This window comes from Acidobacteriota bacterium (assembly GCA_016196035.1).
Taxonomy (GTDB): Bacteria; Acidobacteriota; Blastocatellia; order RBC074; family RBC074; genus JACPYM01.
In genome coordinates this window covers 1-14,734 of record JACPYM010000076.1, presented here as the reverse complement: position 1 = coordinate 14,734, position 14,734 = coordinate 1, and the positions used below count along the sequence as shown (strand labels likewise).

Sequence of the window (14,734 nt, the reverse complement as noted above, 5' to 3'; positions counted from 1 at the left end):
GATGAAGCCTCCACTAATCTCCACCGAAGCCGCGCGCCGTTTGTTTCTCGGCGCGCAGGGCTTGCTCGCCGATCCCGCACGCAAAGCGACGCACACGACGCTCGCCAAACTGATCGAGCAAATAGGCTTCGTGCAACTCGATTCGATTAACTATATTGAGCGCGCGCATCATCTGACGCTCGGCAGCCGGTTGGACGGCTACCGGCACGAACACTTCACACGCTTGCTCGAACAAGACCGGCATCTGTTTGAGCATTGGACGCACGATGCAGCGGCGATTCCAACGGCGTGGTTTGTGCATTGGAAGCCGCGCTTTGCCCGTTATGAAACGCGGCTGCGAAACCGCTGGTGGGGGCCGCGCATGGGTGAGCAACCGGAACGAACCTTGGCGCACGTGCGCGAGCGTATTGCGCGCGAAGGGCCGTTGCGTTCGCAGGATTTCGAGCATGACCGCCAAGGAAAAGCCGCTGGCTGGTGGGACTGGAAACCGCAAAAAACGGCGCTCGAATATCTCTGGTTTACTGGCGAATTGCTGGTGACGCGGCGGGACAAGTTTCAGAAGGTTTATGACCTGACCGAGCGCGTCTTGCCCGCCGTTACCATGCTCGGCGCGCCAACCGAAGCCGAGCATCTCGAATGGGCCTGCCGCACGTCGTTCGAGCGATTGGTAATCGCCACACCCAAAGAAATCGCCGAGTTCTGGCACGCCATCCCGCTTGTCCAAGCACGGCAATGGTGCACCCAAGCGGCAAAATCTGGCGAGATCGTGGCGGTGCTGATCGAATCCGGCCATGGCGAACCACCGCGCGCCGCCTTTGCGCTGCACGACTGGCAGGCGCGGTTGCGCAACTTACCCGACGCCCCCGACCGCATGCGCTTGCTCTCGCCGTTTGACCCTGTCATGCGTGATCGCGCCCGTGTGACAAGGTTGTTCGGCTTTGATTACCGCTTTGAAGCTTTTGTGCCCGCACCGAAACGTCAATATGGTTATTACGTGTTGCCGCTGCTCGAAGGCGCGCAATTGGTTGGGCGTATTGATTCCAAATTTCAGCGTGAACACGACACCCTGGCTGTGCGTCAGGTGTTTTGGGAACCGCAGCTCAAAGTAACCAAAGCACGCCGGAAGAAATTGGACGCAGCATTGGCGCGACTGGCGCACCTGATCGGCGCGTCACAAGTGGAATGGCAATGAAAAAGCAACAAACCAACTCAAGCAACAGCACCCCGCGTGGCACCGCCCGCACCACCATTGCTATACAAGGCGCGCGCGTCCACAACCTCAAGAACATCACGCTCGAAATCCCGCGTGATCAGTTGATCGTCGTGACCGGCTTAAGCGGCTCTGGTAAGTCCTCGTTGGCTTTCGATACGATTTATGCCGAAGGGCAGCGGCGCTATATGGAATCGCTGTCGAGCTTCGCCAAACGGTTCATCGCCCAAGTTTCCAAGCCTGACGTAGATTTCATCTTCGGCCTCTCGCCCGTCATTTCGATTGAACAGAAAACGCTCGCCAACAATCCGCGTTCAACCGTCGGTACGATGACCGATATTGCGAGCTATTTGAATTTGCTCTTTGCCACGATTGCCGAACCGCATTGCCCACGCACGGGCGAGCCGACGCCGAGCCGTTCGGCCAACCAGATTCTCGAAGCCATTCTTTCCTTGCCCGCAGGCGCCGAGATCGAATTGCGCGCGCCGGTGTTTAAGGTTTATGGCGAAGAACTGGATTTCGTCTTCACTGAGTTGCGCAAGAAAGGCTGCCGCCGGTTGATCGTGGATGGCCAGCCCCTCGATATCTCCGAACAAATCGAACTTGACGAAGCGGCGGTCAAAGAGATGGAGGCCGTGGTGGATCGTTTCGTCGTCAACCGCAAACACGAAAAAGCCCTCAAGGCGGGCATCGCGGCTACGTTGCTGGTAGGCGATGGGCTGATGCAGGTTCATATCCTGAAAGGCGCAAGCAAGGCCGAAGCCGAAAAGTTTTATCGCGCGACGACCAGCGCCAAACATCATTTCGTTTACGGCGACATCCAGCCGGACTATTTCATGTTCAATAACCCCGAAAGCGCGTGCCGGACGTGCGGCGGGCTGGGGGTTTACAAACTGACGCACCCGGAATTGCTGATTCCTGATCCGCGCCGTTCGATTCGCGGCGGCTGCTTTGTGCGCGAAGCGTTCAATTACAAGCCGGACACCTGGGACGGACGATTGATCTACAGCTTGTCACAGGCGTTGAAGTTTTCGCTTGATACGCCGTGGGCGGCGTTGCCGGACAAGGCGCACAACGCGATCCTTTACGGCGTCGAGACGAAGTTCAAAGTAATGACGCCGCCCGATGCGAAAGAGAAAGACAAACGCGCCGATTGGGAAGGCCGGGAGATAGGCTTTCACGGCATCGCACGTCGCATCGAACGTCATTACCGCCGTTACCGCCAGCGCGGCGAAGCGAGTTCTGGCATGGAGGCCTGGCTCGACAAAGTGATGGTCGAACACACCTGCCCCGACTGCAACGGCGCGCGCCTTCGCGCCACGCGGCTGCTGTTCACCATCGCGGACAAGAGCCTGTACGAATTCGGCCAGATGAATTTCGACGAATTGCACGCCTTCCTCGGCACGCTCAAACCCGCCGGACGCGGCGCGGACGCCGGCCGTCAAGTGCTCAATGAAATTCGCGGGCGCGTCGAATTGCTGCTGGGCATCGGGCTGGATTATCTGAACTTCAACCGGCGTTCGGGCACGCTGTCGGGTGGCGAATCGCAGCGCATTCGCTTGTCTACGCAAATCGGTTCGGGGCTGATGGGGATGCTTTATGTGCTGGATGAACCGAGCATCGGGCTGCATCCGAAAGACAACGTGAAGATGATCGCCACGCTCGAACGGCTGCGCGACATCGGCAACACGGTCATCGTCGTCGAACACGACGAAGACACCATTCGCGCCGCCGATCACGTCATCGAGATGGGCATCGGCGCGGGCATTCACGGCGGCGAAGTCGTCGCGCAAGGCACGCTCAAAGATGTGCTCGCCTGCAAGGCTTCGCCGACAGGGCAATTTCTTTCGGGGCGTCGTAGCATTGAGACACCCACCGAGCGGCGCAAAGGCAACGGTAAGACGCTCACGATTCGCGGCGCGCGCGAAAACAATCTGAAAAGCATTGACGTAACCATCCCGCTCGGCCAACTCATCGCCGTCACGGGCGCGTCGGGTTCGGGCAAGAGCACGCTCATCAACGAAATCCTGTTCAAAGCCCTTTGGAAAAACCTCGAAGACACGCGCACGTTGCCCGGCGCGCACGCTGGCGTAGAAGGCCTCGAACACGTCCACAAAGTCGTCAACATTGACCAATCGCCGATTGGCCGCAGCAGCCGCTCGAACCCGGCGACGTACATCGGTTTTTACGACACGATTCGTGACCTGTTCACGCGCGCGCCGCTCGCCGTCGAACGTGAATACAAGCCGGGGCGGTTTAGCTTCAACGTCAAAGGCGGGCGTTGCGAAGAGTGCCAGGGCGAAGGCTCCATCACCACGCAGCTTTATTTCATGCCCGATGTCGAAGTCACGTGCGGCGCGTGCAAAGGCGCGCGCTTCAACGCCGAGACGCTCGAAGTCACGCTGCGCGGCAAGACGATTGACGACGTGCTGAATATGTCCGTCGAAGAAGGCGTGACTTTCTTTGCCAGCGAACCCACCATCGGCAAAAAAGTCGAAGTGCTGAATGATTTAGGCTTGGGCTATCTCACGCTGGGGCAATCAGCGACGACGCTCTCAGGCGGCGAGGCCCAACGCATCAAAATCGCGACGGAACTGAGCAAACTGCAACGCGCGAAACATACGCTGTATATTCTGGATGAACCGACGACGGGCTTGCACTTGGCTGATATTGAAAAGCTGCTCGAATCGTTGAATCGGTTGGTCAACGCCGGGCATTCGGTGCTGTTGATTGAACATCACCTGGATGTGATCAAGACCGCTGACCACGTAATTGATCTGGGGCCGGAAGGCGGACACGCGGGCGGCGCAGTGGTGGTGACGGGGACGCCGGAAGAGGTGGCGGCGTGCAAGCGGTCGCACACAGGGCGCTTTCTCAAAGGACATTTGCGAGCTTAGATCGGTTTTCACTACGGTGTACGGGAAACCCGCGCAGCGGGGCAGTACCGCGCGCGTGAGCAAGCGGTGCTTTGGCAATTCAGCTAAGGGGGCAAGCTTGACGCGCCGCTTGTTCACGCGCGCGGTACTGCCCCAATATGTCAACTGACTCCCGTAAACGTAACTGCAAACCGCTCTAGGCTACACAATCGCAGCCATGTCAACGAATCAAGTCATCCTCATTATCTACACCACGCTGTACCGCAAAGGCGGGCAGCAGTTTCCTATCGTCGCCAGGACACTGGCGCGCGAGAAACGGATGAGTGGCTTCGCGGGCGAAATCCGCTGTTGTGCGGTCGAAAGCAAGCGCGACGTGTTGCGGCAGTTTGCTGAAATCAAAGCGGCGGGTCAGTGCATCCGGGAGTTTCATTTCGTTGGGCATTCCGGGATGTACGGGCCGATGTTTGGGACGGTGGCGTTTCCCGAACAGTTCAGCCCATACGAATGGGAGACGCTGGAACTCCCCTTTGCCGATGGGGCTGCGGCGCATTTTCATTGCTGCCGTTCGGCGCGTTGGTTTGCGCCGTTTTTTGCGCGCACGTTCAAGGTGCAGGCGTTCGGGTTCTTTTGGTACACAACCTTTTCGCGCAGCAAGACGCGCTATCAATACGCCGGGGCGGACACGACGACAGACACGCTGTATACGATTGGCTGCAAGGGCCGCAAGTCGCATGGCTTGGGCGCCTCGGTGCTGAAGTTCGCCGGGTTGATGCCCGCCGAAGAGTTGAAGCGCTTTGCGCCTGAAGCGCCTGCGGGCGATCCGACTTATAACCAAGTGGCGGTGTTGTATGACGCGGCGTTTGCGGACATCAAGGTGCGGCAGGATGAATGGCAATGGCTGAATCGGCATTTGCTGTCCGCGAATGATTTGACAGTGCTCGACATCGGTTGCGGTAACGGCGCGCTATTGTCGGCGTTGAGCGGCAGGATCAAGCAGGGCGTGGGCGTAGACGAATCCGCCGGGATGATCGAGCGCGCCCAGGCCAGAGCGGCAGCGCACAAGAATCTCAGCTTTACCACGATCAACACGCCAGCCTTGCCGTTTGCGGACGACAGTTTCGATGTGGTGATTTCGTTGATGTCGTTTCGTTATCTGGATTGGGACCCGCTGCTGGGTGAAATCAAACGGGTGGTGAAACCCGGCGGCAAATTGCTGATCGTGGATATGGTGACGGTGCCGGTGAAGCTGTCGGAATATCCGCACTTCCTGGCTGACAAATTGCGCACGCTGCTCAGGCAGCAAAGCAATGCGACTTTCAAGGCGAACCTGCAAAAACTGGTGACGCACCCGGCGTGGAAGAAGATGCTGGAATACAACCCGATTCGTTCCGAGCACGAGATGAAATGGTATCTCGAAAGCCGCTTTCCCGGGCAGCGCATGGAAATTCTCAACCTCGGTTGGAATGCGCGCATCGTGGCCTTTGACTCCGGCCCGGTCGAACGCGGCGTCGAGGTCAAACTGACTTACCCGTAAAAGCGCTATGCAGAACAAACCTCGTTTGGCGATGCTGGATTGGGGCATCGGCGGCATTAGCGTGCTGCAACAGATCAAAGCGCGACTCGGCGACGTCCCAGTGCTGTACCTGTCCGACACGGGCGTCACGCCTTACGGCAAGATGTCGCGCGGCGCATTAGTCGAACGGTTGCACAGCGTCAGCGCGTTTTTACAAACGCAAGGCGCGACGCATCTGGTCATCGGTTGCAACGCGGCGAGCACGGCGCTTCCTTTGCTGAAGGTCACCGATTTCCCGATAGAGGGCGTGATCGAAAGCGCAGTGCGAATGACTGCGCGACTGCAACCCGCACGGCTCGCGTTGATCGGTGGCAGGCGCACGGTGTTGTCCGGCGTGTATCGAACAGCATTTGCAGCGCAGGGCATTGAAGTGACTCAACGCATCGCACAACCACTGTCCGGGCTGATCGAAAGCGGCGCTGTGTCTTCGGCTGAATTGCGCGCGCAATGCCGCCGTATCCTGGCTCCCATCAGAAACTGCTCGCACCTGTTGCTGGCTTGCACGCATTACCCCGCGATCACGCCGGTGTTGCGCGAATTCGTGTCGGCAAAGACCGTCTTTATCAATCCCGCCAGCGCGTTGGTGGATCAACTTAAAGGCTGGCAATTGCCAAAGAGTGGCGCGGATGTTTTTCTTACCACGGGCGACGCCGGGCAGATGAAACAAGCGGCATGGCGCGCCTTTAGGTATAAGATTGCGACTGTCGCCCGCATCACAATCAAAACCGTGTCGAAGTAACAAACCGCAGTAACGCTTATGTGTAGAAACATCAAAACGCTTTTTAATTTCGAGCCGCCAGTTACCGATGAGGAAATCCGCGCGGCTTCGTTGCAATTTGTGCGCAAACTGAGCGGCTTTACCAAACCTTCGAAAGCCAACGAAGCCGCCTTCGCCGCGGCGGTTGACGAAGTTGCCGTAGTGGCGAGCAAGCTCTTACATTCGCTGGAAACGAACACGCCGCCCAGAAATCGCGCAGAGGAAGCGGCCAAAGCGCGCGCCCGCTCAGCCCAGCGTTTTGCTGGCTGAGCGTTGGAATCCATCAGCAATTGTGACCAACTTCGGGAGAAACTTTATGAACAGAAAGATGCGCCAACTGCTCCTGGCGCTCACCCTGGGTTTTGGGTTCATCAGTGCCGAACGCGTTGCCGCGCAAGCATTGCCGCCCGATCACGTAGACGATTTCACCGGCAAACCGCGCGTCATCGTGCTCAGCGATATGGGCAACGAACCGGACGATCAAATGTCGTTCGTGCGCTTGCTGCTTTATTCCAACGAGATGGATTTGGAAGCGTTGATCGCGACGACTTCGACGTGGCAGAAAACCAAAGTCCAGCCCGAGACGATGCGCCAGATCATCGTGGCCTACGGCGAAGTGCGCGCCAACCTGCTCAAACACGCGCCGGGCTGGCCGGAGGCGGCGCAACTCGATGCGTTGGTTTCAGCCGGGCAAACGGCGTATGGCATGGCCGCAGCGGGCGCGGACAAAATGACGCCGGGCGCTGAGGCGATCATTCGCGTGGCGGACAAAGCTGATGCGCGCCCGTTGTGGGTCACGGTGTGGGGCGGGGCGAATACGCTGGCGCAGGCGTTGCAGCACGTGCGCGCGACGCGAACGGCGGCTGATGTAGACAAGTTCGTCGCCAAGCTCAGGGTTTATTCGATCTCCGATCAAGATGACGCTGGGCCGTGGATTCGACGTGAATTTCCCAGCCTGCATTACATCGTTAAACCGAGCAGCCCCGATAGCGGCGAATATCTTTATGCGACGTGGACGGGCATCAGCGGCGATGAGTATTACCGCAACGGCGCGGGCGCGGACACTAACGTCGTCACCAACGAATGGCTTGATGCCAACATTCGCGGCAAGGGGCCTTTGGGCAAGTGGTATCCGAAATATGCTTTCATTATGGAAGGCGATACACCGGCGTTTCTCGGCCTGACGAACAATGGCCTCAACAGCTATCGCAATCCGAGTTGGGGCGGATGGGGCGGGCGTTATGTCTGGCGGCAACCTTACGGCGAGACGCATCCGATCTGGACACAGGGCGGCGACATGTTCGGGCGTGTCAGTTCGGCGGATAGCGTCGTGGGCATTGACGGCAAGACTTATATCTCAGATCAAGCGACGATCTGGCGTTGGCGCAAAGCGTTTCAGCACGACTTTACGGCGCGGATGGATTGGACGATCAAACCGTTTGCCGCAGCTAACCATAACCCGGCCGTCGTTGTGAATGGCAATGATGGCACTGCGCCCCTCACGATTGACGCGACTGTCGGCCAGCCCATTACGCTGGATGCCAGCGCCACGCGTGACCCGGATGGCAACAAACTCGGCTACCAATGGTTCCATTACGAAGAGGCAGGCTTTGTGTCACGTGTGACTGCTCTGGCGGGCGTGACCATTGCGCAAGGTAATACGGCCAAGGCCACAGTGACGGCGACCACCACGTGCCGGCCAATGTGGTTGCCGATGAACCGGTCGTGCCCGACGGGCGTCGCGCATATCATCCTAACGGTCACAGATAACGGCGCGCCTGCGCTGACTTCTTACCGGCGCGTGATCTTGAATGTGCGCGCTGCAAAATAAGTGCGTTCCCAAAAAAATAATCAGCCGGTCTGTCGAATTCTCGCTACGCCATTCGACACACTGGCAGAACGAGGGAAAGCCAAAGGCGTTTTGCTTGGCGGTCTCGTTCCAACTAAAAAAAGCAGAAGGAGAACACGATGAAATTTGTAGTTTTGATCAAAGCGAATGAAAAAACCGAGGCGGGCGTGATGCCGAGTCAGCAACTGCTCACCGAGATGGGCCAGTTTAACGAAGCGTTGGTGAAGGCGGGCGTGATGCTGGCGGGCGAAGGTTTGCATCCAAGCTCGAAAGGCGCGCGGGTGAAATGCGCGAGCGGAAAATATCTCGTGACGGATGGCCCTTTCATCGAGACGCGGGAGCTGATCTGCGGATTCTGGATTTGGCAGACGAAGTCGCTGGACGAAGCGATTGAATGGGCCAAACGCATTCCCAACCCGGACAACGAAGATGGCGAAGTCGAGATTCGCCAGATTTTTGATGCGGCGGATTTTGGCGATGAATTCACGCCCGAACTTCGTGAGCAAGAGGCGCAGTTGCGCGCGCGGCTCGAAGCGAAGCAGTAATCAACGACAGCGCACGGCGGTGCGTGGTTTTTATACGCGCCGCCGTTGGTTCGCGCCGCGCATGGAAAAGACGATGGCGAAACATTCACAGACGAAACCGGTCAAGGCTTTATTTATCGGCAACAGCTTTACGGGGCGCAATGATGTGCCTGGGTTGATTGCACAGTTGGCCGCCGCGCGCGGCCAGCAGTTTGAACACCGGTTGATTCAGGCAGGCGGCGCTTCGTTGCGCATGCATTGGAACAAGGGCGCGGCGCAAAACGAAATTCAGCAAGCGCGTTACGATTACGTCGTCTTGCAGGAGCAAAGCACCTTGCCCGTCAAAAATCCGAGCCGTATGCACGAGAACATCCGGCTCTTTGATCAAGTGATCAAAGACTCCGGCGCTAAAACCGCGCTGTATTTAACGTGGGCGCGGCAGAACGCGCCGGGGATGCAAGCGGCAATCACTGCTGCTTACACAACCATTGGTGAGGAACTGAGAGCCACCATCATCCCGGTTGGCACGGCATGGCAAAGCTTCCTCCGCGACCAGGCGCAACCTGTCTTGCACGACAAAGATCAAAGCCATCCCACACTGGCGGGTTCATATCTCGCCGCCTGCGTTTTCTTCGCCATACTGTTCAGTCAAGCGCCCGTGGGCATTGCCAGCGAATTGAAAGGCTTGACGCCCGCCGAGATTGAACTGCTGCAAGCAACAGCCTGGGCGGCGGTTAAACAGTAAACGCGCAGCCCACGCCATTTTCGCAAGAAAACCAGTATTTCTACGTATAGGCAAGCTTGTGCTGAATCCCTATGATGCGCCGTGTTTGGCAGTGCGAACACCAAACAAACAGACGCGCAGAGTTGAAGCCGACTTTGCCGACTGCTTTGCTGAACGGCTTCAGCAGGAGTGCAGGTAGGGGACGACCGGCACTGCTGTTCAACGGGAGAAGAGCGTTGGGGAGCGCTCTTGTAACCCAAGTCTGAGGGGAGTTCGCCAAACGGTGAACTCCCCTTGGCATTTGTGCCAACCTATTCAGGCGGTGGTTTATGGCTAAAGCGAGCGTCTCGGTGTTATTGGTAGACGACAATCCAACCTTTCGCCGCGTGGCGGACAAATTTTTAAGAACATTGCCGGGCTTGGTGGTGGCGGGGACGGCTGTGGGCGGTTTGGATGGTTTGGCGCAAGCCGAAACTTTGCAGCCGGATGTGATCCTGGTGGATTTGCATATGCGCGACCTGGATGGCTTGCGGTTGATTCCGCAATTGCGCGCCCTGTTACCCCAAACCAACATCATTGCCTTGACCTTGCTCGAAGCCAGCGCTTTTCGCGGCGTGACCTTGGCGGCGGGCGCGGATGAGTTTGTGGACAAGGCGAATATGTTCGCCGAACTTTGGCCAGCCATTGAACGCGTGCGCCAACGCAGTGGACATTGAACTTTTGTCCGGCCTTAAAACAGGGCGCGTTTCTCTTTGGCAGGCGGGAGCGTTTAACCAGCCTGTTGCCTGCCGAGGCGCGGAAAGAGAAACGCGCCCTGTTTTAAGGCCGCATTTTTGGCTTACTCCCCCAGACGGTTCAGGCTCCTTGACTGGCCCCTCGGTTTCCGCTCGTTGTTACGCCGGACAGCGCTGTTCGTCAGCCTTGTTTGGCTGCGAAACCGGCGGGCCAGTCTGCCTGGCCGTCAATTTTATTCTCCCTGTAAAAAATTCGGGGCTGCCCCCTGGGAGCGCAGGCATCCTTGCCTGCTGAAAAGACGCCGCGCAGCCTCCTTTTACCAGCACCGAAATATTTACAACAAGATTTCATTCACAGTCAGCCGCCGTTCTTTGAACGGGCGTAAACGGGTTGAAATCAGGTAAGTCTACGTATAGACGCTGAACGCATCAGCCCGTACCTTATACCTGTCAACACGATTGTTTCACTGTGGGAAGAAGGCCAGGGTGATGGATGGGAACAGCGTTGACGCTGGCGTTTAACCTGCGGTGGCAATAGTTTTAATTGTCTCTGCACTGGAGCGGGTTCACTGGGGATTTGGCCCGCTTCGGCAGAGGGTGGGGCTCAATGTGGGGTGAGCCCCACCACATTTTTTTGCCGCAACCGGTTCCACTTCATGCAACGTTAAAAATCCTGGCAAATTTTTTGGGTGGGTGCGGCTTTGGGAATAACAGTCAGTGCATTGGGGAAACCGCGTGGCAATGCATCTTGGCTGTGGTCGTTGCGAGCTTCGCGGGTTCGCCCTGCCTACTTAAGCCGTGCCCTTTCTGGCCCGGTGTAGCTGTCACGCGTGGCTACGCTTGGAGGACAGTTATGCTGGGCTGGATAAGGGATGCCTCTTGCGCCTGAGTTGAAACCCAACGCCCTGCAACGCCCGTCACCGCTGCTGTGACCTTACCCGCACACGTTGAGTGCTTTCTAGCCGCGTCAGTAATTTTCAGCCTGCCCTTGAAACCTTTCCTGCCCGTCACACACTTACCCGACGCAAGCAGCAAACACGATCAACTTTGACCAAGACTTTGACCCTGGCTTTAACCAGGATGGAAAGGAATTTGTTTATGAAATTTACCCCTTTGCGTTTCGTTGCGCTCGCCGCCTTCTGGCTCGCCGCACTCACACTGGCCGCCAGCGCGCAGGACTTTCAACAGACCTATCAACTCGGGCCGGAAGGCGTGGTCAATATCCGCGCGGTTTCCGGCAACGTCACGGTGCTGGGCTATGACGGTGAAGTGATCGTCGTCACCGCCACCAAAAAAGGCCGCGACCGTGACCTCGTCACCATCGAGGACAACAGCACCAGCAACCGCGTCGAAGTGCGTGACCGTTATCCCGAACGTTGCAATTGCCACGTCAGCGTGAACTTTGAAGTGAAGGTGCCGCGCCGCATCAACTATCGGTTCGACAGTTTCAGCAGCGTCAGCGGCGATGTCGAAGTCTCGAATGTCACGGGCGAACTGCGCGCCAAATCAGTCAGCGGCAGCGTCGTCATCAAAGGCGCGGTGGGCAATGTCACCGCCAATTCAGTCAGCGGCAATGTCGAAGTCGGCGAAGTCGCCGGCACGGTCAACGCCAAATCTACCAGCGGCAACGTGCAGGTCGAAATTGTGCGGCTGGAAAGCGCGGGCAATATGGATTTCGGTTCGGTCAGTGGCAATGTGACCGTGCGCGTGCCGGGTAATCTGGATGCGGATGTCGAGATGTCGGCCCTGAGCGGCGATTTGCGTAGCGACTTCCCGATTCAGATCGAAAAGAAAGAATATGGCCCGGGCCGCAGCGCGCGGGGACGCCTTGGCAACGGTTCACGGCACGTCAAGATGTCTTCGATTTCCGGCAATCTCAGCTTGTTGAAGATGTAACCAAGCTGTAGCTCCGGCGCGCCAAAGCCAACCTATTGCGCAGAACAAATCACGGACAGGATTGGACGAATGTGTGGGGCCGCTTCGCTTGCCCAGGCCCGGCATTCGTTCCACTCCTGTCCGTTTTGTTTGCAGGGGGCAAAAATGGGTTGGCTGTTCCAGGTTGGCTGTTCCAGATTGGCTAATCGCTGGCCAGCAAGAGCCATTGAACTAAACCGGCAGCGGGCGCGGGGAACGGTGCCCTGCTGCGGATGCGCTGTCCCTGACAGGAGTGATCCTCCGGCTGGTTGCGCGACAGCGTTCTATTGCGGCGCAGCGCGCAGGCGCAAGGTGGGGAATGCGGATAAGCATCCTCACGTTCGCGCGGGTGCGCCGCAAACTGGGTCTGGCGGCATGGTTGTGGTGGTGATGGGGGCTACACTCAGCCGCGAGCGCTGGTGGGGAGCGCGTAATCCGAGCTATAAAGATGCGTGGAGTTGCTTGATATTGCTGCTTGGAAAAAATACGTGACTGGCAGCAGGATGAGCGCAACGGCCGCGGATATTGGCGCGACCTGAAAAAATATTCTTCCCCCGCAATCCACACACTTGGATTATCTTGGAGGTGTTTCGCAAGCGTGAGGCGAGCATACGGCGCTTTCCAACGGCGGGAGGCAACAGCAGTAGAGAGGCGTGATAAGGCGAAGAGTTTGATGGGAGGAAAAACAGGCGCGAGTTTGGAGCATGCGCAGATGACGGAGAATGCGCAGGTCATTGACAGTGAACTTCGGCAGTGGCTCGAGGCCGCGAGCGAACCACAAGCAACGGCCATTCTTGAGCGGCTGTTGCACGAACAGGTAGAGCCGCTGATTCGCGAGATTGTCGGCTATCAGTTCCGCGTTTTTTTCGACGCGTTGGGGCGGGTTTCGTCTTCCACACAGGCGAATGAGAGCGAAGATGTTTGCAGCGAAATACGTGTCCATCTCTTGACGCGGCTGGGCGAAATGCGCGCTGCTCCAGCCAAAAAGGGGATTCGGAATTTACGCAGTTATGTCGCGGTCACGGCCTACCGCGCTTGTTATGAATACCTGCGGCGCAAGTACCCCAAACGCTATAGCCTGAAAAACAAACTGCGGTTTTTGCTCAGCCAAAAGCCCGAATTTGCCCTTTGGCAAAGTGCGCGCGGGCAGTGGCTGGCTGGTTTGGCTCCCTGGCAAGCCCAAAAAGTGCCTGCGGCTACCCGCAGTCAATCCAAATTGGCCGCGCTCCTGGATGATCCACAGGCGTTTGCGGCAACTCAGCAATTGACCTTAACGCGCGATGCCGCCGGTCTGAGCAACATTACGCAAACCGTCCTCTCGCACATTGGTCAGCCAATTGAATTGGATGAATTGGTCAGCGTGATGGCGATTCTTTGCGGCGTTAAAGACCAAACGCCGCTCAATGGTCTGCCAAACAGAGAGGCCGAGCGCGACTCTGCGGCTTGGATGCAAGAGTTGGCCGAGGCCAGCCCCGACCTGGCTGTGACGCTGGCCGAGACGCTGACCCAGCGCCATTATTTGCAGCGGCTGTGGGCGGAAATTCGCCAGATGTCGCCGCGTCATTGTGCCGCGCTGTTACTCAACCTGCGTGACGAGGGCGGCGGCAGTGCGACTGACCTGCTGGTGTTCACCGGGGTGGCCACCTTCGCGGAACTGGCCGCCGCGTTGGCCTTGGAGGAAGCGGAATTGGCGGCCTTGTGGCCGCACCTGCCGCTGGATGATTTGACGATTGCCACACGGCTGGGGCTGACGCGGCAGCAAGTGATTAATTTGCGGCGTTCCGCGCGCGAACGCTTGTGGCGCAAGTTCAACGATTTGAAGTTCTGAAACCGAGTAAAAACGCGGGCGCACAATATCGTGCCGTCCTGCCCATCTTCATTCGTTGCCAAAAGACGCACAGTAAACAGGACAGTAACGGTCGCCAACAAAATTAGATGTCCGCGCATTTATCACCACAAGAGCAAGTCTATCTAATTTCGCGCAAGCTGGCGCTAGGCAACGCGCCTCGCCCGCTAGCGCAGTTGTTTGCACATTTGGCGGAGTGCGCGGCCTGCCAGGAAGCGGTGACCAAGTTGCATAACCAAGCACTGTCATTGCCGGGCACGAATGAGTTAAACACGAATGCGCCAGACACGCATGAATGGCAGCCCGCGCACTTGGATTACGAGCGGCTGGCCGGATATGTGGCGAACAACCTGGAAAGCGTTGAGCGCGAAATCGCCGACAATCACTTGGCCGTCTGTGAGTTTTGTGCGCAGGAAATGCAGGAACTGACCGCGCTTCAACACGCGTTGGCCAACGAATTGCCAGCCAGCCGCCCGGCTAGGCCCGTCGCCTGGTGGAAACATTTTCGCATGCTTTGGCCGAAGCTGGTGTTTGAGCGCCTGGGAGCGCCAGCCTTCGCTTTCGGCATGTTACTGTTGCTGGGCGGCCTGGGTGGCTGGTGGTGGCAGCGACGTCTGACTGAAACAGACATGGCGCGGCAGTCCAACTCAACGCCCGCTGAAATCAACCCCACAGCCACAGCAGTAGCGGAAGCGAAACCGACTTCCAATCCGCAACCCCCCGCGCC

The 14,734-nt window shown here is 57.9% G+C and carries 12 protein-coding genes; all 12 read left to right on the top strand.

Annotated elements, in window-relative coordinates; translation table 11 throughout:
- Position 1: 1 nt before the first annotated feature.
- The gene (locus tag HY011_23030) at positions 2-1,192 is read left to right on the top strand and encodes a YcaQ family DNA glycosylase (GenBank protein ID MBI3425812.1); all 1,191 of its coding nucleotides are present in this window, start codon (positions 2-4) and stop codon (positions 1,190-1,192) included.
- Positions 1,189-4,107: an excinuclease ABC subunit UvrA gene (gene uvrA / locus HY011_23025; GenBank protein MBI3425811.1), complete on the top strand. Its 2,919-nt coding sequence runs from the start codon at positions 1,189-1,191 to the stop codon at positions 4,105-4,107. Before HY011_23030 ends, uvrA begins: the two co-directional genes overlap by 4 nt.
- A 196-nt stretch (positions 4,108-4,303) precedes the next feature.
- On the top strand, positions 4,304-5,620 hold the full coding sequence (locus tag HY011_23020) for a methyltransferase domain-containing protein (GenBank protein ID MBI3425810.1): 1,317 nt from the start codon (positions 4,304-4,306) through the stop codon (positions 5,618-5,620).
- A gap of 7 nt (positions 5,621-5,627) precedes the next feature.
- Positions 5,628-6,398 carry an aspartate/glutamate racemase family protein gene (locus HY011_23015; GenBank protein ID MBI3425809.1) on the top strand — a complete coding sequence of 257 codons (771 nt, stop codon included), beginning with the start codon at positions 5,628-5,630 and terminating at the stop codon, positions 6,396-6,398.
- An 18-nt stretch (positions 6,399-6,416) separates the two neighbouring features.
- Positions 6,417-6,686 (top strand): DUF2277 domain-containing protein, encoded by a 270-nt coding sequence (locus HY011_23010; GenBank protein MBI3425808.1) that lies wholly within the window; start codon positions 6,417-6,419, stop codon positions 6,684-6,686.
- Between the two features lie 46 nt (positions 6,687-6,732).
- Complete coding sequence (locus tag HY011_23005) at positions 6,733-8,247, top strand: DUF1593 domain-containing protein (protein MBI3425807.1); 1,515 nt, start codon at positions 6,733-6,735, stop codon at positions 8,245-8,247.
- 137 nt (positions 8,248-8,384) lie between these two features.
- Positions 8,385-8,810, top strand: coding sequence for a YciI family protein (locus tag HY011_23000; protein ID MBI3425806.1), 426 nt, complete (start codon positions 8,385-8,387; stop codon positions 8,808-8,810).
- A gap of 73 nt (positions 8,811-8,883) precedes the next feature.
- The gene (locus HY011_22995) at positions 8,884-9,534 is read left to right on the top strand and encodes an SGNH/GDSL hydrolase family protein (GenBank protein MBI3425805.1); all 651 of its coding nucleotides are present in this window, start codon (positions 8,884-8,886) and stop codon (positions 9,532-9,534) included.
- A gap of 308 nt (positions 9,535-9,842) precedes the next feature.
- Positions 9,843-10,229: a response regulator transcription factor gene (locus tag HY011_22990; protein MBI3425804.1), complete on the top strand. Its 387-nt coding sequence runs from the start codon at positions 9,843-9,845 to the stop codon at positions 10,227-10,229.
- 1,116 nt (positions 10,230-11,345) lie between these two features.
- Positions 11,346-12,143: a DUF4097 family beta strand repeat protein gene (locus HY011_22985; protein MBI3425803.1), complete on the top strand. Its 798-nt coding sequence runs from the start codon at positions 11,346-11,348 to the stop codon at positions 12,141-12,143.
- Between the two features lie 691 nt (positions 12,144-12,834).
- Positions 12,835-13,989, top strand: a complete 1,155-nt coding sequence (locus HY011_22980; protein ID MBI3425802.1) for a hypothetical protein — start codon at positions 12,835-12,837, stop codon at positions 13,987-13,989.
- A gap of 107 nt (positions 13,990-14,096) precedes the next feature.
- On the top strand, positions 14,097-14,734 hold a 638-nt coding region (locus HY011_22975; protein ID MBI3425801.1), incomplete at its 3' end, for a hypothetical protein.